The sequence below is a fragment of the Reichenbachiella sp. genome (assembly GCF_965233835.1).
Lineage (GTDB): Bacteria > Bacteroidota > Bacteroidia > Cytophagales > Cyclobacteriaceae > Reichenbachiella.
Map to the genome: position 1 here is coordinate 1,007,656 of NZ_OZ247585.1, position 24,895 is coordinate 1,032,550.

Annotated in this window: 22 protein-coding genes; 9 read left to right on the forward strand and 13 right to left on the reverse strand. The window is 39.2% G+C overall.

The window, feature by feature from the left end; genetic code table 11:
• The first annotated feature begins 18 nt into the window (after positions 1-18).
• The gene (locus ACO6S2_RS04265; RefSeq protein WP_422361281.1) at positions 19-345 is read left to right on the forward strand and encodes a hypothetical protein; all 327 of its coding nucleotides are present in this window, start codon (positions 19-21) and stop codon (positions 343-345) included.
• Between the two features lie 56 nt (positions 346-401).
• On the opposite strand, the gene ACO6S2_RS04270 is transcribed toward ACO6S2_RS04265, so the two are convergent.
• The gene (locus ACO6S2_RS04270) at positions 402-1,034 is read right to left on the reverse strand and encodes a carboxypeptidase-like regulatory domain-containing protein (protein ID WP_422361282.1); all 633 of its coding nucleotides are present in this window, start codon (positions 1,032-1,034) and stop codon (positions 402-404) included.
• Between the two features lie 125 nt (positions 1,035-1,159).
• Between ACO6S2_RS04270 and ACO6S2_RS04275 the strand changes: the two genes are divergently transcribed.
• The 5 genes from ACO6S2_RS04275 (at position 1,160) to ACO6S2_RS04295 (ending at position 5,500) form a co-directional block, all read left to right on the forward strand.
• Positions 1,160-1,534 carry an ArsR/SmtB family transcription factor gene (locus ACO6S2_RS04275; RefSeq protein ID WP_422361283.1) on the forward strand — a complete coding sequence of 125 codons (375 nt, stop codon included), beginning with the start codon at positions 1,160-1,162 and terminating at the stop codon, positions 1,532-1,534.
• Complete coding sequence (locus ACO6S2_RS04280) at positions 1,531-2,244, forward strand: YjjG family noncanonical pyrimidine nucleotidase (RefSeq protein ID WP_422361284.1); 714 nt, start codon at positions 1,531-1,533, stop codon at positions 2,242-2,244. The genes ACO6S2_RS04275 and ACO6S2_RS04280 overlap by 4 nt, the downstream gene beginning before the upstream one ends.
• 70 nt (positions 2,245-2,314) lie before the next feature.
• Complete coding sequence (locus tag ACO6S2_RS04285) at positions 2,315-3,922, forward strand: sensor histidine kinase (RefSeq protein WP_422361285.1); 1,608 nt, start codon at positions 2,315-2,317, stop codon at positions 3,920-3,922.
• 1 nt (position 3,923) lies between these two features.
• The gene (locus tag ACO6S2_RS04290) at positions 3,924-4,619 is read left to right on the forward strand and encodes a response regulator transcription factor (RefSeq protein ID WP_422361286.1); all 696 of its coding nucleotides are present in this window, start codon (positions 3,924-3,926) and stop codon (positions 4,617-4,619) included.
• A 152-nt stretch (positions 4,620-4,771) separates the two neighbouring features.
• Positions 4,772-5,500 (forward strand): HisA/HisF-related TIM barrel protein, encoded by a 729-nt coding sequence (locus tag ACO6S2_RS04295; protein WP_422361287.1) that lies wholly within the window; start codon positions 4,772-4,774, stop codon positions 5,498-5,500.
• On the opposite strand, the gene ACO6S2_RS04300 is transcribed toward ACO6S2_RS04295, so the two are convergent.
• The 7 genes from ACO6S2_RS04300 to ACO6S2_RS04330 form a co-directional block, all read right to left on the reverse strand.
• Positions 5,497-6,981 carry a DUF5723 family protein gene (locus ACO6S2_RS04300; RefSeq protein WP_422361288.1) on the reverse strand — a complete coding sequence of 495 codons (1,485 nt, stop codon included), beginning with the start codon at positions 6,979-6,981 and terminating at the stop codon, positions 5,497-5,499. The genes ACO6S2_RS04295 and ACO6S2_RS04300 overlap by 4 nt on opposite strands.
• Positions 6,971-8,533 carry a hypothetical protein gene (locus ACO6S2_RS04305; protein ID WP_422361289.1) on the reverse strand — a complete coding sequence of 521 codons (1,563 nt, stop codon included), beginning with the start codon at positions 8,531-8,533 and terminating at the stop codon, positions 6,971-6,973. Before ACO6S2_RS04305 ends, ACO6S2_RS04300 begins: the two co-directional genes overlap by 11 nt.
• A 214-nt stretch (positions 8,534-8,747) precedes the next feature.
• On the reverse strand, positions 8,748-9,230 hold the full coding sequence (gene purE / locus ACO6S2_RS04310) for a 5-(carboxyamino)imidazole ribonucleotide mutase (RefSeq protein WP_422361290.1): 483 nt from the start codon (positions 9,228-9,230) through the stop codon (positions 8,748-8,750).
• The gene (locus ACO6S2_RS04315) at positions 9,231-10,367 is read right to left on the reverse strand and encodes a 5-(carboxyamino)imidazole ribonucleotide synthase (protein WP_422361291.1); all 1,137 of its coding nucleotides are present in this window, start codon (positions 10,365-10,367) and stop codon (positions 9,231-9,233) included.
• A 60-nt stretch (positions 10,368-10,427) separates the two neighbouring features.
• Entirely contained in the window at positions 10,428-12,236 is a 1,809-nt protein-coding gene (locus tag ACO6S2_RS04320) for a MutS-related protein (protein WP_422361292.1), read from the reverse strand.
• 3 nt (positions 12,237-12,239) lie between these two features.
• Positions 12,240-14,351 carry a ferrous iron transport protein B gene (gene feoB / locus ACO6S2_RS04325; RefSeq protein ID WP_422361293.1) on the reverse strand — a complete coding sequence of 704 codons (2,112 nt, stop codon included), beginning with the start codon at positions 14,349-14,351 and terminating at the stop codon, positions 12,240-12,242.
• 6 nt (positions 14,352-14,357) lie between these two features.
• Positions 14,358-14,576 (reverse strand): FeoA family protein, encoded by a 219-nt coding sequence (locus ACO6S2_RS04330; RefSeq protein ID WP_318173476.1) that lies wholly within the window; start codon positions 14,574-14,576, stop codon positions 14,358-14,360.
• Between the two features lie 153 nt (positions 14,577-14,729).
• Here ACO6S2_RS04330 and radA point away from each other — a divergent pair, with 153 nt between their 5' ends.
• Entirely contained in the window at positions 14,730-16,103 is a 1,374-nt protein-coding gene (radA, locus tag ACO6S2_RS04335; protein ID WP_422361294.1) for a DNA repair protein RadA, read from the forward strand.
• 459 nt (positions 16,104-16,562) lie between these two features.
• Here radA and ACO6S2_RS04340 read toward each other — a convergent pair whose 3' ends face one another.
• The 5 genes from ACO6S2_RS04340 to ACO6S2_RS04360 all read right to left on the reverse strand — a co-directional run bounded on the left by ACO6S2_RS04340 (position 16,563) and on the right by ACO6S2_RS04360 (position 22,808).
• The gene (locus ACO6S2_RS04340) at positions 16,563-16,988 is read right to left on the reverse strand and encodes a DUF1987 domain-containing protein (protein WP_422361295.1); all 426 of its coding nucleotides are present in this window, start codon (positions 16,986-16,988) and stop codon (positions 16,563-16,565) included.
• Between the two features lie 318 nt (positions 16,989-17,306).
• Positions 17,307-19,295 (reverse strand): OmpA family protein, encoded by a 1,989-nt coding sequence (locus tag ACO6S2_RS04345; protein ID WP_422361296.1) that lies wholly within the window; start codon positions 19,293-19,295, stop codon positions 17,307-17,309.
• A gap of 53 nt (positions 19,296-19,348) precedes the next feature.
• Positions 19,349-19,834 carry a hypothetical protein gene (locus ACO6S2_RS04350; RefSeq protein ID WP_422361297.1) on the reverse strand — a complete coding sequence of 162 codons (486 nt, stop codon included), beginning with the start codon at positions 19,832-19,834 and terminating at the stop codon, positions 19,349-19,351.
• 60 nt (positions 19,835-19,894) lie between these two features.
• Positions 19,895-20,911 carry a TerC family protein gene (locus tag ACO6S2_RS04355; protein ID WP_422361298.1) on the reverse strand — a complete coding sequence of 339 codons (1,017 nt, stop codon included), beginning with the start codon at positions 20,909-20,911 and terminating at the stop codon, positions 19,895-19,897.
• A 109-nt stretch (positions 20,912-21,020) separates the two neighbouring features.
• Positions 21,021-22,808 (reverse strand): ABC transporter ATP-binding protein, encoded by a 1,788-nt coding sequence (locus tag ACO6S2_RS04360; protein WP_422361299.1) that lies wholly within the window; start codon positions 22,806-22,808, stop codon positions 21,021-21,023.
• 119 nt (positions 22,809-22,927) lie between these two features.
• On the opposite strand from ACO6S2_RS04360, the gene ACO6S2_RS04365 reads away from it, so the two are divergent.
• Both ACO6S2_RS04365 and ACO6S2_RS04370 read left to right on the forward strand, forming a co-directional pair.
• Complete coding sequence (locus ACO6S2_RS04365; RefSeq protein ID WP_422361300.1) at positions 22,928-23,509, forward strand: TIGR00730 family Rossman fold protein; 582 nt, start codon at positions 22,928-22,930, stop codon at positions 23,507-23,509.
• Positions 23,510-23,580: 71 nt separating this feature from the next.
• Positions 23,581-24,855 (forward strand): DUF2851 family protein, encoded by a 1,275-nt coding sequence (locus ACO6S2_RS04370; protein WP_422361301.1) that lies wholly within the window; start codon positions 23,581-23,583, stop codon positions 24,853-24,855.
• The last annotated feature ends 40 nt before the right edge of the window (positions 24,856-24,895 follow it).

The window sequence follows — 24,895 nt, forward strand, 5'->3', positions numbered from 1 at the left end:
ACTCAAAATATATTACTAATGAAAACGCACACCTATTTACTCGCACTCTCTCTGGTGGCATTTAGCTTCACTCTCCATGCCAATACAGAGGATAAAAATGAAAATGTAGAACCAAGTGCCAAGACTGAGATCTTGGAAATAGTAGATACCGAGGATTTAACAGTTGGAGAATGTGTGGCTTGTCCCGTTCCGGTTCAAATCTTTGATAAAGACTTCAATCTCATTTTGACTGGTGAAATGACACCGATGCATGATGCCAGTAGTCAAAAATTGAGAGTACTTATCGGGCAAAGCAATTTGATTATGGAATCAATTGCTGCGATTATATATCAGCTCGAAGAATAAAGATAATAGTTTACGGTTGGTTGATGAAAAGGGGCATTTATTGTCCCTTTTCTCTTTTACTTCTTTTTGTTCTTGTTGCGCTTTAGGGATTTAATAAATTCACCCCAGGCAAATGGATTTAGCAAAGGAACTGAAGTAGTCTGGAACCTTGCATTGTAAGTAAGCATCTGCTGATTTACATAGTAGTTATAGTTGTTGCCAGCATTCATAGGAAGATTCCTGTACATTTTGTTGAGCATGGCCTGATCCAGGCTTTGCTGCATATTTTTATACTGATATTGATAAGGCACTTCCATGGCAAGTATAGCTTCCTTAAGGAGTTCTTCTGTTGGAAATGGGTAGATTTCAACCTCCGGCAAATAGGTTGTATCAGGCAGCAATTCTATGATCACAGTATAGTTGTCGCTTCCTCCTTCGGGAATAATCAAGTGCATTTTTTCATACCCCACTGCACTGATGATCAAACTATCATTTTCAAGTACAGGCATAGAAAAGTAACCATAGGGATTGGAAGTTGTTCCACGCCCTCCCTTAGGTACAAAAATGTGAACACCAGGCACACCAGATGTACTATCCTCGCCAACCACAATTCCAGAAAATTGAATAATCTTTTGATCCGTTTGTCCAATGGAAACAAAGGCGTAAGACATGAATATAATACCGAAGAGAGCTGCTAAAATGTGCTTCACTGATTCTTTTTCTTTATTTAATGCTAATTTGCACTTGTTGGTTTTCTGTACTTACAAAACTAAACAATAATTCAGCAATCCTTATTGGGTGGTTTGGTTCCTATAACTCTCTAAACTTCAGATCCATGCAGTTAAAGCATTTTAATCTTCAATTTGGTTCGCAAATTTTTAAGTCATTTTCAGAAGAGGCAAGAGTGAGAATCATGTTTCTTTTATTCAACGAAAGTGAATTGAGTATTTCAGATATCGAGCATGTCTTGGATTTTACACAAACTAAAACCTCCAGACATATTACCTACCTTAAACATGCTGGTCTTCTCAACTCGAGAAAAAAGGATCAATGGGTTTTTTATCAAATCAAGGAGGAAGTAATGGGTATGGTATCACAAATTTTTAAGTTCCTTAATAAAGACCAGCAGCTACAAAAAGATTTAGAGACACTTAAAGTGCTGCACTCAAACAGAGAATTATCCATCAATAAAAAACCATTACAATATTGAAGTCATACAAATACCTCTTCTTTGACCTTGACCACACTTTGTGGGATTGGGATGCGAATGCTTCTGAAACTCTTTTTGAACTTTACCATAGATACGACCTTGGTAAATACGGGGTAGTAGACGAGGTTACTTTTCGCGATGTGTTTTTTCATGAGAATGCGAAGCTTTGGGCAGACCTGGATGTTGGGAAAATTGACAAGTTCTTTCTTAGAAATAATCGTTTTCGCATTGTTTTGGAAGCGGCAGAGGCCAATATGAAAAGTGTAAAAGAGGACTTACTTGTTGATATCAATGCCAACTTTCTGAATGAATGCTCTAAGAAGAAGCGGGTTATTGACGGAGCTTTTGAAGTACTTGATTTTTGCAAGAACCGGTTTAATCTCCATATCATCACCAACGGGTTCGAAGAAGTCCAGTCTGTAAAGATGGCACATTCAGGGTTGGATCAATATTTTGATAAAATAATTACTTCTGAAAAGGCAGGACATAAAAAGCCAAGTGCAGGCATATATAAATATGCATTAAAACATACGGGAGCTATTTTAGAAGACTCTTTGATGATTGGGGACAATCTTATGACTGACATCAAAGGTGCGCGTGATTTTGGCATGGATCAGGTGTTTTATAACCCAGCGAAGCTAGGCCACCAAGATGAAGTGACAAGAGAAATAACCCACTTGACACAGCTCTTAGAATTTCTTGGCAATTAACCAAGTAGTTAAAATTGGTTAAATAGAGATCGATACTTCTCCAAAAACGTAAATTTGAAGCATGAATAAAATGGCTATTCGCGGGTTGATTTTGGCTATGGGCTTGGCGCTTGTTGGTCTTGTAGTTTTCCAAGTTTACTGGATTGAGAGTATTATAAGTGCCAACGAAGAAGCCTTCAAACGCGATGTGCAAGATGCGCTGACCTCTGTAGCCAAAAAATTGGAAAAGAAGGAGGCGTTGATCGTAGCTGTTGATAATTTCCACACGAACTTTGCCTTTAAGAGCCCGTCTGAGAGCGACTCTAATCAGTATGAATTGATTGAGAGTACATTTGAAAAGAAAGTGATACAGGTGCAGGACTATGCTAAGGACACAAGCAGGCGTCCAGAGTGGTTGAGCTTCTATTTTGATTCAGAAAAAAATGATCCAAAGCTCAAGAATGTTTCGATTACCTTAACCGAAACCCCTTCGAACGAGTCTGACGAACAGATTTTCATCAAGGAAGGAGAAGTTGACTCGATCATTACCAACAATATTGAATACCAAAAGAGATTAAAACGCATTGCAAAAAAGAGTGAATACGTACAGCTAGCTATGCACGAGTTGTTTGCAGGTGTTAAGTCATTGGACAGTAGAATTGATGCTCAGGAAGCAGATTCATTGTTGAAAAGCAGCTTGCAGGATCGAGGGATAGAGCTTCAATTTGATTTTGGCATATTTGACCCGTTGGAAGAAAAGTTTACTATCGAACGAATTTTTGATAGTAGAATGGCGTTGCAATCTTCCGACCTAAGAGCCAATCTTTTCCCGAATGACATCATGGGTGCTGCTGGCTATTTAGTTGTGAGATTTCCAGACCAACAGACTTATTTGTTGGGCAAAATCTGGGTGACATTGCTTTCTTCTTTGATTTTTATTGTGATTATTCTCGTCTGTTTTTCTTATGCCATTCATACTATTTTCAGACAAAAGAAACTTTCAGAGATCAAAAGCGATTTCATCAACAATATGACCCATGAGTTCAAAACGCCTATCTCAACCGTATCATTGGCTTGCGAGGCACTTCGTGACGATCAGATTAGAACTACCGAAGGGCTAAGTGATAGATATTTGGGTATCATACATGATGAGAATAAACGTTTGGGGCTTCAGGTGGAAAAAGTCCTACAAATGGCAGTAATTGAGAGGAATGATTTCAAGCTAAAGCTGGAAGAGGTCAATGTGCATGAGATCATCGAAAAGGCCTTAGCCAATATTCAGATTCAAGTAACAAGTAAGGGAGGAAAGATTTCAACGGATTTGCAAGCCATCAATCAGACGATAACGGCCGATCAAATGCACCTGACAAATATCGTTTATAATCTTTTGGATAATGCCAATAAATATTCCGCAGATGAACCCGCCATCAAAATCATGACGATTGATCATGCGAAGGGAATTATGATAAAAATTATAGATAAAGGGATAGGAATGTCGAAGGAGGTTGTAAATAAGATTTTCGAAAAATTTTATAGAATACCTACTGGCAACTTGCATGATGTGAAGGGCTTTGGGCTTGGTTTGGCTTATGTGAAAAACATGGTTGAAGCCCACGGAGGTGATATTGAAGTGAAAAGTGAGTTGAAAAAGGGGAGTGAGTTTACCGTATTTCTTCCTTATCAATTAAATAAAGACTGATATGAGCAAAATCAAAATTCTACTGGTGGAAGATGATCCCAATTTGGGTCAAATACTAAATGAATACCTTCAACTTAAGGGGTATGAAACCGTTTTGTGCCAAGATGGTGAAGCAGGATTTAAGGCCTATCAGGAAGGGAGTTTTGATTTTTGTATTCTGGACGTAATGATGCCCAAAAAGGATGGTTTTTCTCTGGCACGCGATATTAGAGCTATGGATAAGCATACACCCATGATATTTCTGACGGCTAAGTCTATGAAAGAAGATACGATTGAAGGTCTCAAATTGGGTGCTGATGATTATTTGACTAAGCCTTTCAGTATGGAAGAGCTCTTACTACGCATTCAGGCCATACTAAAAAGAACAAACAGCAAAGGAAGTGGAAAGTCGGATGTCACGTCATATAAGCTTGGGTCTTTGTTGTTTCGTTATGACAAAAGTGTACTTGAAAGGCCCTCTGGAGAGGTTAAACTGACCTCAAGGGAGAATGAGTTACTAAAGTTGTTTTGCGATCATATGAATGAGACCCTGGATCGAAGTGTTGCTTTGATGGCCATTTGGAAAGATGACAGTTATTTCAATGCAAGAAGCATGGATGTCTATATTGCTAAGCTCAGAAAGTATCTAAAAGAAGAAGAGTCCGTACATATCCTTACGGTCCATGGACAAGGGTTTAAGCTTGTAAAAATGGACTAATTTTATTATATTGTGTATCCGCCCATTTCCTATTTGCGGCGGTTATCGGAACTTGTTCCCATTGCCTGTAGAATTAACAATATTTTAAAGCTGAAATTTGCTGATGTAGTTCTACATGAGTTTTATTTGTTCACCTGTAACCCAATTAATATATGCTATTAGTACCTTCTATTTCAATAAAGGATGGCAAAGTAACCCGACTGACCAGAGGAGATTATTCTTCTGGAAAGATTTATGATGAAAGTCCGGTAGACCTAGCTCGTCAATTCGAAGATCATGGGATCAATCGGTTACACCTTATTGATTTAGATGGAGCGAAGAAGGGTACTCCAGTTAATTATCATATTCTAGAGATGATGTCTGGGTATTCGAATATCGCTATCAATTTTTCTGGCGGTATCCACACAGATGGTGATGTAACGAAGTCTTTTGAGTACGGTGCTGAGAGTATTACTTCTGCTACAATTGCTGTTTATAATCCTGAATTATTTACCTCCTGGATGATGTCTTACGGACGAGAAAAGATAGCTTTGGGTGCTGATACATTAGACGGTCTTATCCGCGTAGGAGGTTGGCAAAAAGGGACAAAGCTTGATACTCTTGAGCATATCGACTATTTCTATTCTCGCGGACTTAAATATCTTAAAACTACGGATATTTCAAGAGAAGGAGCTATGGAAGGACCGTCATTTGATTTATATCAAAAGGTAATAGCAGAATTTCCAAACCTTTGTCTGTTCGCCAGCGGAGGAATAAGAAATGTAGATGACATCAAGAGACTACATGATATGGGTGTCTATGGAGTAATCTTTGGAAAAGCCTTTTATGAAGGAAAAATTACTCTTGATGACATGGAGCAATTCGCCGTTGGGGTGAATTAATAATCTTTGAAACGTGTCTTTTCGTAGACTGGACGTGGTTTTTGTTTTCTTATGATCCAGTATATTCCGTCACTTTTTTCCACTTTTTCTTTCTTACCATAAGGCGATGGGTGTGTCAGGTCACTATTGTCATCTTTGGGTGACTTTCCTTTTCCATTGAAAACAAGGTTGAAACCAAACCTAAAATCTACAGCATCTATTTTCGTGACGTCCCAGATTCTTAGCAGTTTATCTGAGGCCATATAGATCTGACAAGATCCAAAATTGACAGCAGCTGCAAGTCCTAAGTCTATACCTTGCTGGGGTATTCTGGATACGTTGGCAGATACATCCAATACACGTCCAACCTTTCTTGTATATGCAGCAGAATAAATCATTCTAAAGTTCCCTCTGACTATATAGCTAGCAATTGACCCTGTGAATCTATCGTTTGGAGTAAGTTGATACATTAAACTTGCATAGGAACTTGTATTGAGGCCTGTAGTATAGGCTCTATTCAGTGTGGTATCTTGCAGTCTGTTTTGGAGAGAATCTAAATATGCGTCTTCAAAGTTTCCTACGTCAGCCAAATCAATCCCCTCAAATCTGAAGGTGGTATCTGCCATCAAATAATTCTCAGGGTCTACTTTCCATCTAATGAATCCTAGATCATTGACCGATACGGCAGCAGATAGCTCATTTGTAATTTTCCAATGTGCTCCAAGATCAATTCCAGCACCTAAGTTTCCATTGCTTATCATGTGTGAGGTGAGGTCACTTCCGCCCGCATCAATAATATTTAAACCCGAAGTGTTAATCGTTGCAGAGTTTAGATCAAAATTGGCAATATAACTGTTCTCTTCAAACCCTATACTACCATCAAACTTGTTGTCAGTCACGGCACTCACCATACCATTGAGGAACTTCACTCTTACACCAATATTGATTCCTCTATTCGGAATACTCCTCCAAACCCCAAAACCATACTCCCGGTAGTACCTCACATCAAGGGCTGTGCGGCTTAAATCTATTTCATCGCCTACTAGTGTACTGTTTCCATACCAAGCAGTTTTCACAACATTTTCACCATAAAAGCCTCTGGCACCTATGCGTTCTCTGACAAAGAGAGAAAATGCCTGAGTCTTGGACTTCCTCCAGGCAACATGCAAGGTCGATATTTCGGCCTCCATGCTTATATAATTTCTTTTTTTCGCGTTGTCAACGAAATTATCAATATCCCATTCCCTTTCACCAATTTCGTTGGTGGTGATGGCATCTTCATAATTAACTCGTCCATTATAATCAATCATGATGCCGGATAAAACGGGCAGACCTATAAATGTCTTTCCTTCTGGGAAAAAGGCGGGATTAAAGTTGCTTCCTTGGTAGGTGCTGTTGGTCAAATGGTACAAGGAAATACCAGATTGAGCAAAAGCTGAGTTGAAACCTACAACACAGAAACTTAGGAGCAGTAGAAAACGCGATTTTAGGTTATAACTCATGATTGACGTTAACTTCAGTTCCTACTTGAATAGTTAATTCGTAGTCGGAAAATATTTTTACAAATTCATCTTCACTGGCATTATAGCTAGTGATATACATGACCAAGTTGAGTACACTGGCGTCAAGTAGCTCTTGATAGCCTCCGCCCTCACCTTTATGGATGGCTACAATTTCTGAGTTGATCATTGGCTCTTCTATTTTACCAGATGTAGGCACTTCGGCCGAGGTAAAAAACAATATATCCTTGAATTCATGTAATACCGACGAATCAGCGGCCAGAAACTGCATATCTATTGTGCCATTGAATGGTAATTGATTAATGGTATTAAGAACCAGTTTGATGGTATCTGCATCCTCAAAATCGAACCCTTCTATACCCGTAGGAAAGTCCCTGCTAACGTCAGTGAGTTTCACATTTAGTGGTAAATTGATTTCTGTCACTACTTCCACTTCACTCGTAGCAGTTACAAAGTTTCTGTCACTCCCATCTTCGTTCGTATAATTCGAATTAGCAGTAAGCGCAATGTTGAATTGATTTGGAGAAATAGCAAGCAGGTCTCTCATGTTGGAATTACTTTCATCAATATTGATCACTGAGGTTGTAATGATACCTACCTGACTGGTACTTGGGGCACGTACAAACTGAGGCTCGTCAGTAATGCTTCCAGATAAGTTCACTGTCGTTCCATTTGCGTTTGAGCTTGAAACACCTCCAAAATTCAACCCCATAGGAACCCCAAAAGCATTATTGATGTAGAAATTTAGCTGCGGATTGTTGAAAACAAGTCCATTCTCTGAAATGCCTTCAAAAAAATCAATGTCTATGGTTTGATTGTTGATGTCAATTGTTTTATCACCAAACCAACCATATATCTCGCTGAAATCAGCTCCTGCAATTGTCAAGGTATAGTCGATTATTTCAGTGCCATTTATAAAGTCACCAGTTTTAACTTTCAGGGTACCATCAAATGCTCCAGTGAAAATATTCGTGTTTGAAACTTGTGTGATGATCGTTTTATGATTAGCCAGCTGTTCGCTCACGTTGTCCGTTCCACTGGCTGGTAGTGTGCCTGATAGCACCATTGGGTCGCCGGTATCTAGGTTTACAATATCATTTAAAGTAAGCTCATATTCAATGGCTGAGCCATATCCATTTTGAATGTCCAGAGTAATCGTTCCTGCTGTGTATTTTACTGAGTCAAGTTCTTCGTCATTAGGTGAAGAGTATTCGAAAGAGAGATCTTGAGTAGGTATAACCACATCCTGATCTGATGGAGATCCAAAGATAGGAGTCAGAGAGGCATCAATGCTCCCTGAATTAGTTACATCTTCCAACTCTATAATTGAGAGATAATCGTTGAATATTGTCGTATCTCTGTAGGAGACGGATAATAATTTAGTATTGTCCTCCGAAACTACAATGGTGGAGTCATTGAGTTTTGAGATAAGAGAGTCTATGGTATAAGTAGTTTGGCCGATAGGAGCTACTGCCGTCGGTGTGTATGTTGGAACATTAATGTCATCGAAATCCAACTCTCCCGCGTTGCACATTGAGAACAGTATGGCAATCCCCCCATAAAAAAGGACATTAAAATACCATGTATATTTTGTCAAGACAGATCTGATAAGTTGCACAAATTTTATTTATTCTACACTTTTTGCCACGCTGAATGGCAATATACTAATATTTCTAATTTTAGAAATACTAAAATCTAAACGGTTAAGATCAGCTTTATTGTTTCTTTTTCAAAAATATGAAGAGATTTTATAAGCTTCGGATAGAATCTTCTACTTTTTCGCGCATCTCAACTTTGTATTGTGCTAATTTGTCGGCAACCTTCTCATCATGACTGCCAATTACTTGTGCAGCTAGAATTCCTGCGTTTTTGGCACCGTCAAGGGCCACGGTGGCGACAGGGACACCTCCTGGCATTTGAAGAATGGACAACACAGAGTCCCATCCGTCAATGGAGTTACTTGACTTCACCGGCACTCCGATTACAGGCAGCGTAGTAATAGACGCTACCATGCCTGGTAAATGGGCAGCACCGCCAGCACCGGCAATGATTACCTTGAGGCCTCTTGATCTTGCGTTTTCTGCATATTCGACCATTCTGTGTGGAGTTCGATGAGCGGATACGATGGTCAGTTCATAGTCCACACCCAGTTGTTCTAAAACTTCAGCAGCCTGATTCATGATATTCAGGTCACTTTTGCTACCCATGATTATTCCTACAGATGGTGTCATTTATGCTTTAATTTTGATTGAGTGTTTTACAGATCGTGCAATGGTCTTTAGATTGTTCAGGTCATCCCCTACCAAGGTCACGTGTCCCATTTTCCTAAATGGTTTGGTTAATTTTTTTCCATACAAATGTACATGAAGCCCTTCGATCTGCAAGGCTTCTTCCAGCCCCTCATATTTGGCAACTCCTGTGTGGCCTTCTTCTCCGAGTAAATTGATCATTACGGATGCTCCTGTAATTGAAGTGTCGCCCAAAGGCAAACCCAAAATGGCTCGAATATGCTGTTCAAATTGGGAGGTGACATTACCCTCTATGGTTTGGTGTCCACTATTGTGAGTACGAGGAGCACATTCATTTACAATCACTTCTCCATCTTTAGTCGCGAACATTTCTACGGCTAATAAGCCAACCATGTCGAGAGAAGAGATCACTTTTTTTGCCAATTCTCTGGCCTTGATTTTGATGTCTTCTGACAAACTCGAAGGGGCAAAAAGAAATTCGACCAGATTGGCCTCGGGATGGTATTCCAGCTCTACCACGGGATAGGTAGTCATTTCTCCTTTTTCATTTCTAGCAACAATAACAGAAATTTCCCGATCATAGTCTACAAATTTTTCAATAAGAGAAGGTTTGTCAAAGCCTTTAGAAATATCTGCGTCGGTTTTAATTACCTGGACTCCCCGTCCGTCATAGCCTTCGGTACGCAGCTTGTGTACCCCGGGAAGCAAATGTTTATTTTGATGAATGTCTTCAAAAGAATCTGTCAATACGAAGTCAGAGGTAGGAATATCGTTGTCCACATAAAACTGTTTTTGGATACCCTTATCCTTGATCGTTTTTAGCGCGTGAGGTTGAGGGTAGACTTTCTTTCCTTTTTTCTCCAGTGCTTCAAGTGCCTCGATGTTTACATTTTCAATTTCAACTGTGATGATGTCACATGATTCCCCAAATGCCATGACTTGATCGAAATCACGAATGTCACCATTCACAAACTCTGAGGCAATAGATTTACAAGGGGCGTTAGGATCGGGATCCATTGATTTAATTTCGAGATTAATATCAATGGCTGACTGAATCATCATTCTGCCCAGCTGACCACCGCCAAGAACACCAATTTTTACATTAGGATCGAAACTCATCTAACTTTTTCTTTTGTTGCCGCAAAGCTAAGCAGGGCTGTTCAATCCTTGAAACGATTCTTATTTTTTGATGATACCCATTTTTTCCATCAGTTTGCTTGCATTGAAACTGCCGCAGGGCTCAAGAGATAACTTATAATCAAAAATAATTTCATCATTGACTATCGAGCTGTTAAAGCTCATATTTTGGATGCTCGTATGCTTCTTAGAAAGTGTTGATAGCTGTATGTCGTGGGTGGATATGAGTCCTCTACAATTTTGCTCAATGAGTTGGTCAATCAATGAGAGTGCTCCTTTATGTCGGTCCTCAGAATTGGTGCCTTTTAGGATTTCGTCGAGCATATAAAACACGGCTTCATTTTCTTTTAATAGGTCTAGCAGACTTTTCAAACGTTTAAGTTCTGCATAGAATGAGCTAACATTTTCTTCCAGATTATCCTGTGTTCGCATGCTGGTGAAAATTTGAACTAAGGAGCATTCGAATTTTGAAGCGCATACGGGAGTTCCCATTTGAGCTAGTACAAGATTGACTCCAATGGTTCGGAGAAACGTGCTTTTCCCAGACATGTTGGATCCTGTGACAAGACCCAATCTCCCCATACCTGTAAGATTGAAATCGTTAAGAACCCGTTGTTCAGATTTGATAAGCGGATGACCCATTTCTAGAACATTTAGCAGATGTTCTTCTTTAGAAATGACTGGATAGTTATAGCCCGGGTTGGAGAACGCAAACGAGCCAAGGTCACTTAAAGCATCTATCTGATGAACGGCATCAAACCATTTTTCTACATTGTTGATATTTTTCTTTTTCCATTGGATGGCCATGATTAGCCAATTGATATCAAGCAGAAGTAGCACATTAAACGGCAAGTATAGGATATTGGCACGACTGAGTAAAAACATTAGAACCCTCCGGAGTACCTTAATGGCGTTAGATGCGCTGCCTTGATCTGTTTTTAGTTGAAGATGTAAGCTAAGTAGAAGGTGGGATTTAAATTTCTTTTGTTCAATTTCGGTAATTACATTTTCATACCCTTTCAGAAAGGTGGCAATGTTGCCAAATTCTTTGGTCACTTCCATCAATGGTTTGAAAATGATAGATAACAATGCTAGATTAATGAGTATTGGTAAATATATCCATTGGTAAGGCCAGTCTAGAAAATTAATGCCCGCCAATACCCCAAGAGAAACTGCGGGCATCAAATATCTTGCGATGCTCCAAAAAGGTTTGTCGAGCAAATTTAAATTTTGATCGATCCATTGAACCAGAGAGACTACCACATTGGTATATTGTGAATTGCGTTGATCACCATGATAGCCGTAAGCAGTTAGGTTTTGCCTCCATGTGGTATCCTCAGATAGTTCCTTAATAGCAGCTTGTCTTTCTTCAATTTCTGATTTTGAAGATTTACTTAAGAGCCAATTTTTGATAATCTCTCTGGTACCTGATAGTTTACTTCTAACTAAAAGTTGAAAAAGTGAGTTGGATCCAAAAAGATCCAAATCTGGTGCATACGCATGGTGGGTGTTTAGGTATTCTATACCATCATACAAGTCGGAAAACTTTCCTTTAACTCTTTTAATCTCATTCTCGTTGATCTCAAGCAGAAACTGATGTTGGGCAAAGGCAAACTTTAGCTTATTGTGCTTTCGTACAATCCAGCCAAACACAGGTACGAAAAAAATACAACTCACGAGCATGAGTTGAATTTCTCTGGCGTTAGCCAAGTAGACAATGCCGACGACAAATGCACAAAATGTGATGACCCTAATCCAAGATAAGCGTGTTACTTTTTGTTCAAGGCCATCCGACTTTTGCACTAATTCTTCAAGACGTACCTCATAAAAATTCTTGGGGTTGTCAGGCATAGGCTAGTTCAATAATTGATAAGCGATAAAAGCGAAGACATAAGCAACGGCTGACATATAAATCAATTGGAGCATTGGCCATTTCCAGGATTTGGTTTCTCTGTATACTACTGCTAGTGTACTCATACATTGCATGGCAAACGCATAAAACAGCATAAGGGATACACCCAAGGCAATGGAGTACATCGGTTGGCCTGTATAGGGGTTTATTTCTGCTCGAAGTTTGTCTTTAATGGTAGACTCATCTTCAGCCTCAGACCCTACACTATAGATGGTTGCTATTGTACCTACGAAAACTTCCCTGGCAGCGAATGATGTGATCAATGCAATACCAATTTTCCAATCATAACCTAAAGGACGAATAGCAGGTTCTATGGATTTACCAAGTATGCCAGCATAAGAGTACTCCAGTTTATGTGCACTGAGCAGATCTTCATATTCTGGAGAATTTTCAGTCAAACCTGGGTGCTTTGTCAATATTTTTTCATTGGCTTGATTGAAATTTTCACCGGGGCCATAGGAGGCTAATACCCACAGAATGACGGATATGGCCAAAATGATTTTACCTGCCTCAAAGACAAAGGTTCTACTTTTTGAAAAGATGGTGATCCAAACATTTTTCCATTTTGGCCATCTGTATATGGGCAGCTCCATGATGAAATAGCTTTGCTCTTTGACCTTCAAAATCTTTTTCATCAACAATGCCGAAAAAATGGCACCAAAGAAGCCGATGAGATACAATGCCATCAATGCCAGACCTTGTATACTTAAGAAACCGAACAAATATTCATTGGGTATGACCAGTGCAATTAATATTGCATACACTGGAAGCCGGGCAGAGCAACTCATAAATGGTGTTACGAATATGGTAATAATCCTATCCTTCCAGCTTTCAATGTTTCTTGCAGCCATAATAGCAGGAATGGCACAGGCCACCCCAGAGATCAAAGGCACTACACTTTTTCCATTCAGCCCGAATTTCCTCATGATTTTGTCCATTAGAAAAACAACACGAGCCATGTAGCCAGATTCTTCTAATATGGCTATGAAACAAAATAGTAATGCGATCTGAGGAATGAAAATGACTACACCTCCTAAGCCAGGAATAATACCTTCAGCAATAAGATTGGTCAATACTCCAGGTGGTAAATAGGTTTTGGCCCAGCTACTCAATTTTGCAAAACCGAAATCGATGTAATCCATAAATGGCTCGGCCCATGCAAAAATAGATTGAAACAGAGCAAAGAGAACCACAAAGAATATGAGGTAACCATAGATTTTATGGGTCAGTATTTTATCTATTTTTTGATTGCGGCTGGCCGTAGTTTCGAGGTCCGTTTTTGTTACAACATGCGAAAGTTTCTCGCGAATGATCTTGTAGCGCTCTACGGTTTCAGTGGTCTGAAATTGACGGTCGCAGAAATTGTACTTTACCTTTTCGTCAGCGATAAATTGTTTCTCGTCATTACTTAGAAAAGTTTTGCTATAAGTCTGCTGTGCGAATTGGTAAGCTACATAATCATTGTTGAGGTCAAACTTCTCCTTAATAACTGGTATAATCTCTGGAGACAGCTCATTGATATCATAGAACAAACTTTTCGTAGAAGATACATCTCCAAGAAGAACCTCTTTTAGTTCTTGAATACCTTCTCCAGTTCTGCCATTTAGAGTTAAAACGGTGGTATTGAATTGCTCTTCCAAGGCACGCAGATCAATGTTAAGTCCACTTCTATTGGCCACGTCGAGCATAGATAATACCAATACAGTGGGCAGACCCAAATCCTGAATTTCTGTAAATAGTAAAAGGTTTCTTTCAAGATTCGATGCATCAGCAATCACTACGATTTTATCAGGAAAGTCATGCGCTTTTTTGTCACTTAGTACATCAAACACTACGCGCTCATCCATGGAACGTGGGTAAATACTATAGGTGCCTGGAAGGTCTATCACATTGGCCAACGTTCCGTTTTGTCGGAAGGTACCACTGACCTTGTCCATGGTGACACCTGGGAAATTGCCCACCTTTTGATTCATTCCGGTGAGCAAATTGAAAATTGACGTTTTACCTGCGTTTGGATTGCCGATTAGGGCGACATTTAACGAAGCGTTGCTCATGAGTAATTAAGATAAAGTAATAGTTGCCGCTTCTTCTAACCTCAGTGACAAATCATAGCCAGAAACACGAATACATATTGGATCTCCTAATGGCGCAGAAAATTTCATTTCTACTTCGGTGCCAGGTAGCACACCCATTTCCAATAATTTCAAAGAGATGTATTCATTAGTAAAGTTGTTTACAATTCCTTTCTCCCCAGGTCTTAGCTGTGCCACTGATCGCATGAACTCTCTTATTTAGAATTATTAAAAATAAGAGCAAAAGTATGTGATTTGAGGTAAGGCAGCAAGTCTAATTTTATGAGAAAAGTCATTGACTCAAAAACCGTATTTCTTTTTGAAATTCAATTTAAATTGTCGCTTCAAACTTTAGTACCTATGGCTAAAACTAAAACAGCTTTCTTTTGTCAGAACTGCGGTGCACAATCTCCCAAATGGGTGGGGAAATGCCCTTCTTGTAACGAATGGAATTCTTATGTGGAAGAAGTAGTGACACCCTCTTCAAGCAATACGAAAATTTGGACTGAAGAAGATAAGAATGCGAGACCAAATCAAGCCGTATCCATTCAGGAAATCAAGGCGGAAGATAGTATTAGATTTAAGACTGTTGACGAAGAATTGAATCGCGTTTTAGGCGGAGGTATAGTGCCTGGATCTTTGGTGTTGATAGGAGGAGAGCCAGGTATCGGAAAATCAACATTGTTTCTGCAAGTAGCGCTAGGACTTCCTGATAAGAAAATATTATACGTATCTGGAGAGGAGAGCCCTCAGCAAATAAAGATGCGGGCAGAGCGCATGCAGGCCAAATCAGACAATTGTTTGCTGCTTTCTGAGACCTCTCTGAATAATATCTTTCAGCAGATCAAGCAAGTCAATCCAGAAATTCTGATCATTGATTCTATTCAAACGTTGTTTTCATCCAAGGTGGATAGCTCCGCCGGAAGTGTAAGTCAGGTACGTGAATGTACGGCCGAACTTCTCCAGTTTGCAAAAACTTCAAATGTACCGGTATTTCTCATTGGTCACATCACAAAAGAAGGCACGATTGCAGGGCCAAAGGTGCTAGAGCATATGGTGGATACAGTGTTGCAATTTGAAGGGGATCGTCATCTGAGCTACAGAATTTTGAGAACTATCAAAAATAGATTTGGGTCAACTTCTGAATTGGGAATTTATGAAATGTCTGGGTCAGGTATGCGTCAGGTTTCAAATCCATCAGAGATTTTGATAGCACATAAGGATAGCGAACTCAGTGGAGTGACTATCGGAGCATCAATTGAAGGTAATCGCCCTTTGCTCATAGAAACACAAGCCTTGGTAAGTGCGTCAGCTTATGGTACACCTCAACGAAGTACCACTGGCTACGATGCTAAGCGGCTGAATATGCTTCTGGCAGTATTAGAGAAAAGAGGAGGCCTTCGTTTGGGCAATCAAGATGTATTTCTAAATATAGCCGGAGGGCTCAAAATTGATGACCCTGCATTGGATTTGAGCATCGCTGTATCAATTGTTTCTTCTTATGAAGAAAAGGTAGTAAGCTCAGATATTTGTTTCGCTGGTGAAATTGGTTTAGGTGGAGAAGTGAGAGCTGTCAATAGAATTGAGAGTCGTATTTCTGAAGCTGAGAAATTGGGGTTCAAGAAGATACTTGTTTCTAAGAATAATTCTAAAGCGGTAGAAGCTGTAAATTTTAAGATTGAAGTAGTACTTGTTCAGAATATTGCGGAAGTATTCAAAAAGCTGTCCTCTTAAAAAAATATCCCGCACCAAAAGGCGCGGGACAGCTCAGGAATCGAAGTGACAAAAGCCACTCCGAAGTTCTTACCATAGCGGTAATTTTTTAGTTGACTAGCTGACGATGGTGAGCAAAACCAAGCCAACAAAATAGAGCAACAAATATTTATATTCTCGATCCATAGCTGTTTGATTTATAGGATTAAAAAAATATTTAATTGACTTATATAACTAATTCATTCTAATAATATTACTATTTACCGAATGAACTTAATAAAACAAAGTTTAGTTGTTTTGATCGATTTTCAAGATTTGTTACGGTTTATTAGATGAATGGGAATCATGTTTTAGATGACTAAATGTCCACGTACGATGAACGTAGGTATTTAATAGGTTGAGCAATGGAGCCATTTTAGATGAAAATAAAAAAGGCTTCATATGATCATGAAGCCTTACCGTTCTCTTTTGAAATGAAATTTAGTTCTCCGAGGACTCTTCCCGCATTTCACCCAATATTTTAATCTCTGGTATTTCGACGTAGTTGAATTCGTAATTAAAGAAAGAGCTTAAGTCTTCGCCTGCTTCAAGCATGTCTTCATCACCTTCCTCGTAGTACCAATTGATATGAATTTCTTTGCCCCTTTCAACTTTTAAGTCATTGAGCTTTTTGAACAAAATGTAAATACACTTAGAGGAACTTGTGTTAAAATATTCAAAGGCAGCGTTTAGAGTGATCGCTGCTTTGTCAGTCTTGCCAAAATGATCGATAGAGTCATTCACATATTTGTAGAATACCAATGGGTTTTCTGGACTGGATTTCCCTCGAATATCAAGTAGACCCTTTCCTGGATCGAAGTAGATCGAAGGGGTCACTCTTGTCGCTCTAATAAAAAAACCTTTCATATTTATCTATCGCTCAAATTGGTTAGGCATGCTGGTTTTCTAATTGTTTTTTAGTTTAATGTTCATCCGAACAGATTCATGAATTAGCCTGTTCGTTTACAACTATTACAACTTCAAAGATCAATTGTTTTTAAAAAAAAGTGAATACAGGATTCTCCTAAAAATAAATTTTGTTCCTTAAAAGGTACGATAATGGCCAGAATTGGCAAAAAATTTTGGGTAAAAGGAAAAATATTTATTCGAAATTTTTCATAAGAAGTAGGAGATGCTCATTTTAATTAGATGTTTAGGTAAATCTCCTAAACCTAATATCGGTGTTTACTGTGAGTCCTCTACGTCGTCAAAAAACCTATCGGACTCATCGTAATCTTCAGCATGCTGTCTGGCAAACTTCTTATTGTATCGTGTAACCTTAAACTCGGTCCTCCTGTTTACCTGATGTTCTTCTTCAGTTTTGGCATTTTCGATAATCAATTTGGTTTCGCCATAACCTTTTGCCACCATTCTTCTATTTTCGATCCCTTGAGAAGCAATATAATTCACAGCGCTTTGAGCTCTTCGTTGGGATAGGTTCATATTATATTCATGACTGGACCTTACATCAGTATGAGAACTCAATTCTATATTGATGTTGGGGTTATCTCTCATAAGGGTGACCAATTTATCCAATTCTGCAGCCGCTTCTGGTTTGATATCGGCTTTGTTGAGGTCGTAGTAAATGTTGTTAAGAACGATAGCTTTGTCCACCACAATTTTTTCCAGCGGAAGATCCACCTCAAACTCGATATTTGTAATGGTGTTTTTTAGGGTGGACTTGTCCACTGATTTTCCGATAGTGGAAAAATCAATACGGGTTGTGAAATACTCTTCCTTCTCAGCGACCAAATAATACTTTTCTTCTGTAAATACTCGGAATCGATATTTGCCATCGACTTGGGTGAATTTCTCATCAATAATATTGTCATCTTGATCTCTAAGTACAACTTTGGTATTTGAGAGTGCTACTAATTGGCTATCACTTTCGTGTGTAAGTGTGGTTCCTGAAAGCCAGTAATTAACAATTCGCAATTCGGGATCATCATTGACGAAAGTATAAATATCGTCATCTCCTTTGCCTCCTTTTCTATTGGATGTGAAGAAACCACGTGAAGGGTTGAAAAGGAAAAGCCCAAAATCATCAGCATTAGAATTAATTGGTGTTCCTAGATTTTCTAGTTTCACATGACCACCCTCTCTGGTCACCTCAAAGATATCCAGTCCTCCAAAACCTGGCCATCCGTCCGAGGAGAAATACAATCTTCCTGTGCCACCGGCATAAGGGAATATTTCATTGCCAGGTGTATTAATTCCTTCACCCATATTTCTTACATCTACCCATCTACCCCTTCTATTCAATGAAGCAGTATAAATGTCTAATCCACCAAATCCTCCTTCTCGATTTGATGAAAAAAACAAGGTTTTGCCATCAGGGCTTAGTGCAGGGGTAGAATCCCATGTGTCTTGCCCGTTGATACTTAGCGGACGCGGTTTTTGCCACGCACCATTTCTATATCGTGTAAAATATAGGTTGACTTCGCTGGCTCCGGAAGATTTACCCGAGTTGCCTTTGGCAAAAATCACGGTGTTTCCATTTTTTGACATCGTGATCGAGCCTAGATTTACATTTGGCTCATTGATGATCGGACTCAGTTCTTCTAGGGTGGCCAAATCCACATTTGCACCCCGAGTATTTACTACATAAATATCAGTAAAAGGTGTTCCCGTTCCTTTGTAGATCTTGCCTCCATGTCTGTTGGAAGTGAAGTAGAGCTTGCCCGCATTATAGAATGGTGAATATTCTGCAAACTTTGTATTGATGGCTTCAAGATTTTTTACCCTGAAGTGGTTTACTCTAGTTTCAATCGCTGGCAACTGTCCTAGATTATTAAGTTCCCGTTCGGCTAAAGCTACTATGGCATCGTCCTGGCCTGTTTTTAAATAGTTTTCGAGTACCTGATTGGCTCGTTTTATGTCATCATTTGCTTTCAGGGCCACGGCATAGTAGTAGAAGGCACTCTCGTCTTGAACACCGGCATCAATGGCAGCCATATAATAGGGTTCTGCTTCCTGTATTCGGTTAGACTTTCTATAAGCTTCGGCAAGTAGAAAGTTTGACTCCGGATCGTCTGGTTTTATGGACTTTTCTAATTGATATATGGCATCGCTGTATTCTCCTGCTTCAAGACTCTTATTTGCTTTTTTGGAAGCGCTGCATGAAGTCAAAAGAATAATTAGAAATAAACTGAAAAGTTTGTTGTTGCTGGCCATAAAATCTATTTATAGTTTACCTAAAGATAAAACACATTCCTAATATACGCCCCTTACTGGAAATAGCGTTTGAGCCAACTGTTTTTTGCTTCCACTTTCCAGTCCGTCTGAAAAGCACGAATGTCGGTCACCAAATTATTAAATGTTAATGTGTCTGAGTTGATCGTTCCATTTTCAACTTCAGATTTAATTCCATTCAAAGGTATTTCGACGACATCACCATTAATAAGGAAACAAACTTTTGTTCTATCGAAGAAATTGATTCCGAACTCTTGCTCCAAATTTTTAACTAACCCAACAGATGCGTCGATGGAACATCCACTAGCCTGGTTGAACGATTCATCTACGCTGATCACTAAAAATTTATCATGGATAATTTGGAATGAGCTCTTTAGGGCTTGCCCATGTGCTGCCCATTCTTGCAGAAAGGAGTTACACTTGGATTCAACTTGTGATTGTTCAGCTGCAGTGAATTGTCTATCAGCCTGATAAATCCATACACGCGAGGTGTCAGCCATTTCGTCAAATGGAATGTACATAGTCTACTTTTTTATTAATGCCTAACGAAAATCAGACCCCAAAAGTAACGATAATGTAGATTAATTTTTTGTGCTTTCCACTGGCTTAACGATTTCCTCTTCTTGAGGAAACATAATTGATAGCACTATAGAAAGTGTAAGTGCGGCCATAATAACAATAAAAGACCAGATAATAGGAATGTGGGCATGTTCGATGCCGAAGGCCATCTGAAACCCTTGTTGTACAATGCTCATTTCCATTAGCATTTTGACTCCAATGAATATGAGCACAATAGAAAGTCCCTTTTGTAGGAGATAAAAACGATCTAATATGTTTGCTAATAAAAAGAACATAGCTCGTAGTCCCATTACCGCGAAAATATTTGAGGTATAGATCACAAATTCATTTTGAGTGATGGCAAATGCCGCTGGTATCGAGTCAACTGCAAAAATGAGATCGGTTGATTCGATAAGAAGAATAACAAGGAAAAGAGGAGTAAACCACAATTTACCTTTTTCCATAAATGCAAATCGCCCACCGCGGTCATCGGTTGATATGGGAAGTACCTTCTTAGCCCATCTGGTAAGGATATTCTTTTCAGGCTCAATTTCCATATCATCATCTTCATTAAAGATTTTGATACCTGAATACACCAAGAATACACCAAAGATGTATAGTATCCAGTGAAACTCGCCAATAAGTAGTGCTCCAAGAAAAATGAAAACTGCTCTGAAAACAATGGCACCTAGAATTCCCCAAAACAGAATGTCATGATAGTACTCATCCTTAATTTTGAAGTACCTTAAGATTAGAAGGATAACAAAAATGTTGTCAACAGAAAGTGCTTTTTCGGTTACGTAGGCAGAAAAATACTCTAATGCATCATTAGCACCCCCTCCGAAAAAATAGATTAACCCTCCAAAAATACAGGAAACTACAATCCAGAATATAGTCTGCAGCAGCGCATCCTTTTGCGTGATCTTGGAAGGCCCTTTGTGAACAAGTCCCAAGTCGACCGCAAGAAAAAGGATGATTACAATTCCGAAGATGCCAAACAGCAAGGCTTCGTTAGTGCCCGAAAACAAATTGAGAATCATGGGTGTATATCTTGGTGGTTTTAAGTCTGTTATTCGCTATTTTCGATTAACAAGCCGCAAAGGAAGTGATTATCAGGGAGATAATGAAATAAATAGCAGAATTCTGTACTTAATTAACCAATTGAAGGTTGACTAGGTGGTGATAGGTGCCTTTTACGTTATCAATGAGTTCATTATGGTCACCAGATTCCTCAATTCTGCCATTTTTGATGACATAGATTCTATCTACTTCTTTGATGGTCGCCAGTCGGTGTGCAATGATCAATGTAGTCCTGTCTTTCATCAATTCATTCAACGCTAGCTGGACCTGCTGTTCAGATTCCGCGTCTAGTGAGCTGGTGGCCTCATCCAAGATTAAGATCGACGGGTCTTTTAAGATCGTCCGAGCGATCGCGATACGTTGTCGTTGACCTCCAGACAGTTTTACACCACGCTCTCCTACGATGGTATCAAACCCTTCAGGAAAAGAGGTTATAAATTCTAGCGCATGCGCCTTTTGAGCTGCCGTTTCAATTTCTTCTTGAGTGGCTGAGGGTTTACCATAGGCAATGTTTTCTCTTATGTTGCCACCAAAAAGAATTACTTCCTGTGGTACAATTCCAATATTTTTTCTAAATGGGGTTAGGTCATAAGAAGCAATCTCTTTTCCATCTACTTTTACCGAGCCTTTAAACCCATCATATAATCTCATCAAAAGATGAGCAATGGTAGACTTTCCGGCTCCACTTTTTCCTACTAAAGCCACTTTTTCACCAGCCTGTACCTGCATAGAAAAATCAGTTAGTACTGGCATGTCTTTTCTACTTGGGTATTGAAAACTCACTTGATCAAAAGAAAGATCACCCTTGAATTTCTCTAATTTATTTGATTCGGAGGCTTCGGTTTCAGAAGATTCATCATGAATTTCTAAGATTCTCTCTGAAGCGCCGATTGCTCTTTGTACTTGCCCAAACATATCACCCATACCAGCAATGGACCCACCAATAAATGCAGTATAGAAAGCAAATGAGGTTAAATCTCCCAAAGTCATATCTCCTCTTTGTAGTAAAAGTGCTCCGTACCAAAGAATAGCTACCATGCCGCCAAACAAAGCAAAAATGATAAATGAAATAAAACCGGCGCGAAAGGTGGCTGTTTTTAAAGCAAGGGAGACCACTTCACTAAGGGATTTTTTGTATCTGGCCTTTTCGAATAGTTCGTTGGTGAAGGATTTTACAGCTAGAATGGATTGCAAGGTCTCCTCTACAATGGTTGACGAATTAGCCAGTTCATCTTGGGACTGACGCGACAGTTTTCTGATTTTTTTACCGAAGATCATAGCAGCTATAATAATGACAGGAAGTGTCATGATCATGAATGTGCTGAGTGCTGGTGTAATCACAAAAATAATTACAATACCAGCTATCAAAGTTACTATCTGTCGGATGACTTCCGCCAATGTAGTAGAGAAGGTGGTTTGCAGCAAGGTGACATCAGATGACATTCTGCTCATTAGCTCACCGGTTCGATGACGATCGTAAAATGTAATAGGTAGATAAAGTAATTTTTTATATAGATCAAAACGCACGTCGGCCATAGCGTTTTCACTGACTTGTGCAAAAAGATAGACTCTAAAGAAAGAGAAAATTCCTTGTAAAAAAAGAATAACTACCAAACTCATTGCTATACTGTTGATGTCATTCAGTAACCACGTGCCTTCTCCAGAGGCTACATCAATGAGTTTTCCCGCAATGAGGGGAAAAGCAAGCAAAAGAAAACTTCCCAAAACCAAGAAGACCAATCCGATGACAAACTTGGATTTGTAAGGCATTAGGTATTTGAATATACCATAGAGCTTGCCAAAATTTTCCTTATTGAACGCCCGCTTCTCTTCTGCTTTGATTTTTTCCTTGGCCATAGCAATTCTTAAAATGTGCGCAAATTTATCTTTATCAGCTCACACGTCCAACCTTTTATTCAAAGACGATTTATCAATTGATGTATTTAAAGTTGCTCTTCAGATACTATATTAGTTTTATGAAAAGTATTTGTGTGTATTGCGGGTCTTCGCTAGGCAAAGATGTGCGCTACGTAGATGCGGCTACCGAGCTTGGGACAGCTTTGGCGAAAAGAGAAATCAGATTGGTGTACGGTGGTGCAAGAATAGGCATCATGGGAGCAGTAGCTCAGGCTTGCCTAAGCAATGGTGGATCTGTGACAGGGATTATACCAAAATTTTTGGATCAAGTAGAAATAACTAATACTGACGTTACAGAATTGATTCAAACAGAAAATATGCATGAGCGCAAAACCATTATGGTTGATAAATCAGATGGTTTTATTGCCTTACCTGGAGGATTTGGAACATTAGAAGAATTGGCAGAAATACTGACCTGGGCGCAATTGGGATTGGTCAAAAAGCCTATTGGCATATTAAACATAAACGGGTTCTATGAAAAGCTATTGGCACTCTTTCGGCATATGCATGAGGAAGGATTTGCTAAATTTTCTAATTTGAATTTGTTCGTAACCGATGTGACAGTGGAAGGGTTGTTGCAAAAAATGGAGGATTTTGATGGCGGAGACGCTTCGTTCGAACAGAAATTGGATTTGACCTGATTTTGACTTCAATTGTTCTACAATTAAATTAGAGCATAACAAGTTCAATTTATTACCCAACCCAACCAACCGTGAGAGAATCATTCTTACATTTTATCTGGCAGTTTCAAAAATTTAATAACCTATCACTAACTACTTGTGGTGGTCAGTCTGTTCAGATATATGCTGTTGGTAGTTATAACACAGATGCAGGGCCGGATTTCTTGAATGCCAAGCTGTCGATTGGAGATGTTACTTGGTATGGACATGTGGAATTGCATTTAAAATCATCTGACTGGAATAGGCATCGTCACCAACATGATGAAGCTTATAATAATGTGATCCTTCATGTGGTTTGGGAACATGATGAGGAAGTGCAAATGGCCAATGCCCAAGTACTTCCAGTACTTGAACTCCAGAGTCGGATCAAGCCCGAACTACTCAAAAGGTGTAATCAACTGATAAAAAGTCCTGAAAAAATCCCCTGTGCTACTCAGATAGGTCAGGTCAAGGATATTGATAAATTGTCCATGCTTGAGCAAGTGGGTGTGATGCGCTTGAAACAAAAGTCCGAGCACATTTTGAATCTTCTCGAAAAAAATAATGGTGACTGGGAAGAGGCGGCTTATCAATTGCTAGCCAAAAATTTTGGTTTCAAAACCAATGACGAACCTTTTCTCAAATTGGCCCAGAGTTTAAACCATAAGACAGTGATTAAGCATGCGGAGAAACTAGATCAGGTTGAGGCCTTAATTTTTGGGATGGCGGGATTTCTTCAGGCTGCGAACGAGGGTTATGGGTTGACTCTAAGTAAAGAGTTTGATTACTTATCAAAAAAATACAGCCTTGATGATTTAGGTTTAAAGAAAGTTGAATGGAAATTTTTAAGGCTAAGGCCGGGCAATTTTCCGACGGTGCGCTTGGCACAATTTTCCTCTTTTTTAGCCAAGAATGTGAAGTGCTTCGATCGTTTTATTCATTTCACCAATAATAAAGAGCTTCGAAATATGTTTGACTTTGAGGTGTCTCCCTATTGGCAGAAACATTACGATTTTGGAAAGGAAGGAAGTCGGCTAGCAAAGACTATTGGGAAAGCAAGTATTGATTTAATTTTGATTAATTCGGTAGCACCCTTATTGGCTGCATATGCTCAATACACAGACGAAGGCAGCTACATGGATAAAGCGGTTGATTTGCTCCAAGACTTGGTTCCAGAAAGGAATCATATTACAAACAGTTGGCAAGAATTAGGGCTAAAGGCGAAAAATGCGTTTGATAGTCAGGCCTTGATAGGACTTAGAAATGATTTTTGTTTGAAAAAGAAGTGTCTATCCTGTAAAATTGGAGTCAGCTTGATTAATAGCTAGAAAAACCTTTGTCAGGTTGGACTTGGGTTTTATTAATGAT

Coding starts and splice junctions, on each gene's coding strand:
- ACO6S2_RS04360 (WP_422361299.1), bottom strand. CDS start 22,808: ATGGCCAAGGAAAAAATCAAAGCAGAAGAGAAGCGGGCGTTCAATAAG.
- ACO6S2_RS04295 (WP_422361287.1), top strand. CDS start 4,772: ATGCTATTAGTACCTTCTATTTCAATAAAGGATGGCAAAGTAACCCGA.
- ACO6S2_RS04305 (WP_422361289.1), bottom strand. CDS start 8,533: ATGTGCAACGCGGGAGAGTTGGATTTCGATGACATTAATGTTCCAACA.
- radA (WP_422361294.1), top strand. CDS start 14,730: ATGGCTAAAACTAAAACAGCTTTCTTTTGTCAGAACTGCGGTGCACAA.
- ACO6S2_RS04315 (WP_422361291.1), bottom strand. CDS start 10,367: ATGAGTTTCGATCCTAATGTAAAAATTGGTGTTCTTGGCGGTGGTCAG.
- ACO6S2_RS04275 (WP_422361283.1), top strand. CDS start 1,160: ATGCAGTTAAAGCATTTTAATCTTCAATTTGGTTCGCAAATTTTTAAG.
- ACO6S2_RS04330 (WP_318173476.1), bottom strand. CDS start 14,576: ATGCGATCAGTGGCACAGCTAAGACCTGGGGAGAAAGGAATTGTAAAC.
- ACO6S2_RS04300 (WP_422361288.1), bottom strand. CDS start 6,981: ATGAGTTATAACCTAAAATCGCGTTTTCTACTGCTCCTAAGTTTCTGT.
- ACO6S2_RS04285 (WP_422361285.1), top strand. CDS start 2,315: ATGGCTATTCGCGGGTTGATTTTGGCTATGGGCTTGGCGCTTGTTGGT.
- ACO6S2_RS04355 (WP_422361298.1), bottom strand. CDS start 20,911: ATGATTCTCAATTTGTTTTCGGGCACTAACGAAGCCTTGCTGTTTGGC.
- ACO6S2_RS04320 (WP_422361292.1), bottom strand. CDS start 12,236: ATGCCTGACAACCCCAAGAATTTTTATGAGGTACGTCTTGAAGAATTA.
- ACO6S2_RS04365 (WP_422361300.1), top strand. CDS start 22,928: ATGAAAAGTATTTGTGTGTATTGCGGGTCTTCGCTAGGCAAAGATGTG.
- ACO6S2_RS04265 (WP_422361281.1), top strand. CDS start 19: ATGAAAACGCACACCTATTTACTCGCACTCTCTCTGGTGGCATTTAGC.
- purE (WP_422361290.1), bottom strand. CDS start 9,230: ATGACACCATCTGTAGGAATAATCATGGGTAGCAAAAGTGACCTGAAT.
- ACO6S2_RS04290 (WP_422361286.1), top strand. CDS start 3,924: ATGAGCAAAATCAAAATTCTACTGGTGGAAGATGATCCCAATTTGGGT.
- feoB (WP_422361293.1), bottom strand. CDS start 14,351: ATGAGCAACGCTTCGTTAAATGTCGCCCTAATCGGCAATCCAAACGCA.
- ACO6S2_RS04340 (WP_422361295.1), bottom strand. CDS start 16,988: ATGAAAGGTTTTTTTATTAGAGCGACAAGAGTGACCCCTTCGATCTAC.
- ACO6S2_RS04345 (WP_422361296.1), bottom strand. CDS start 19,295: ATGGCCAGCAACAACAAACTTTTCAGTTTATTTCTAATTATTCTTTTG.
- ACO6S2_RS04350 (WP_422361297.1), bottom strand. CDS start 19,834: ATGTACATTCCATTTGACGAAATGGCTGACACCTCGCGTGTATGGATT.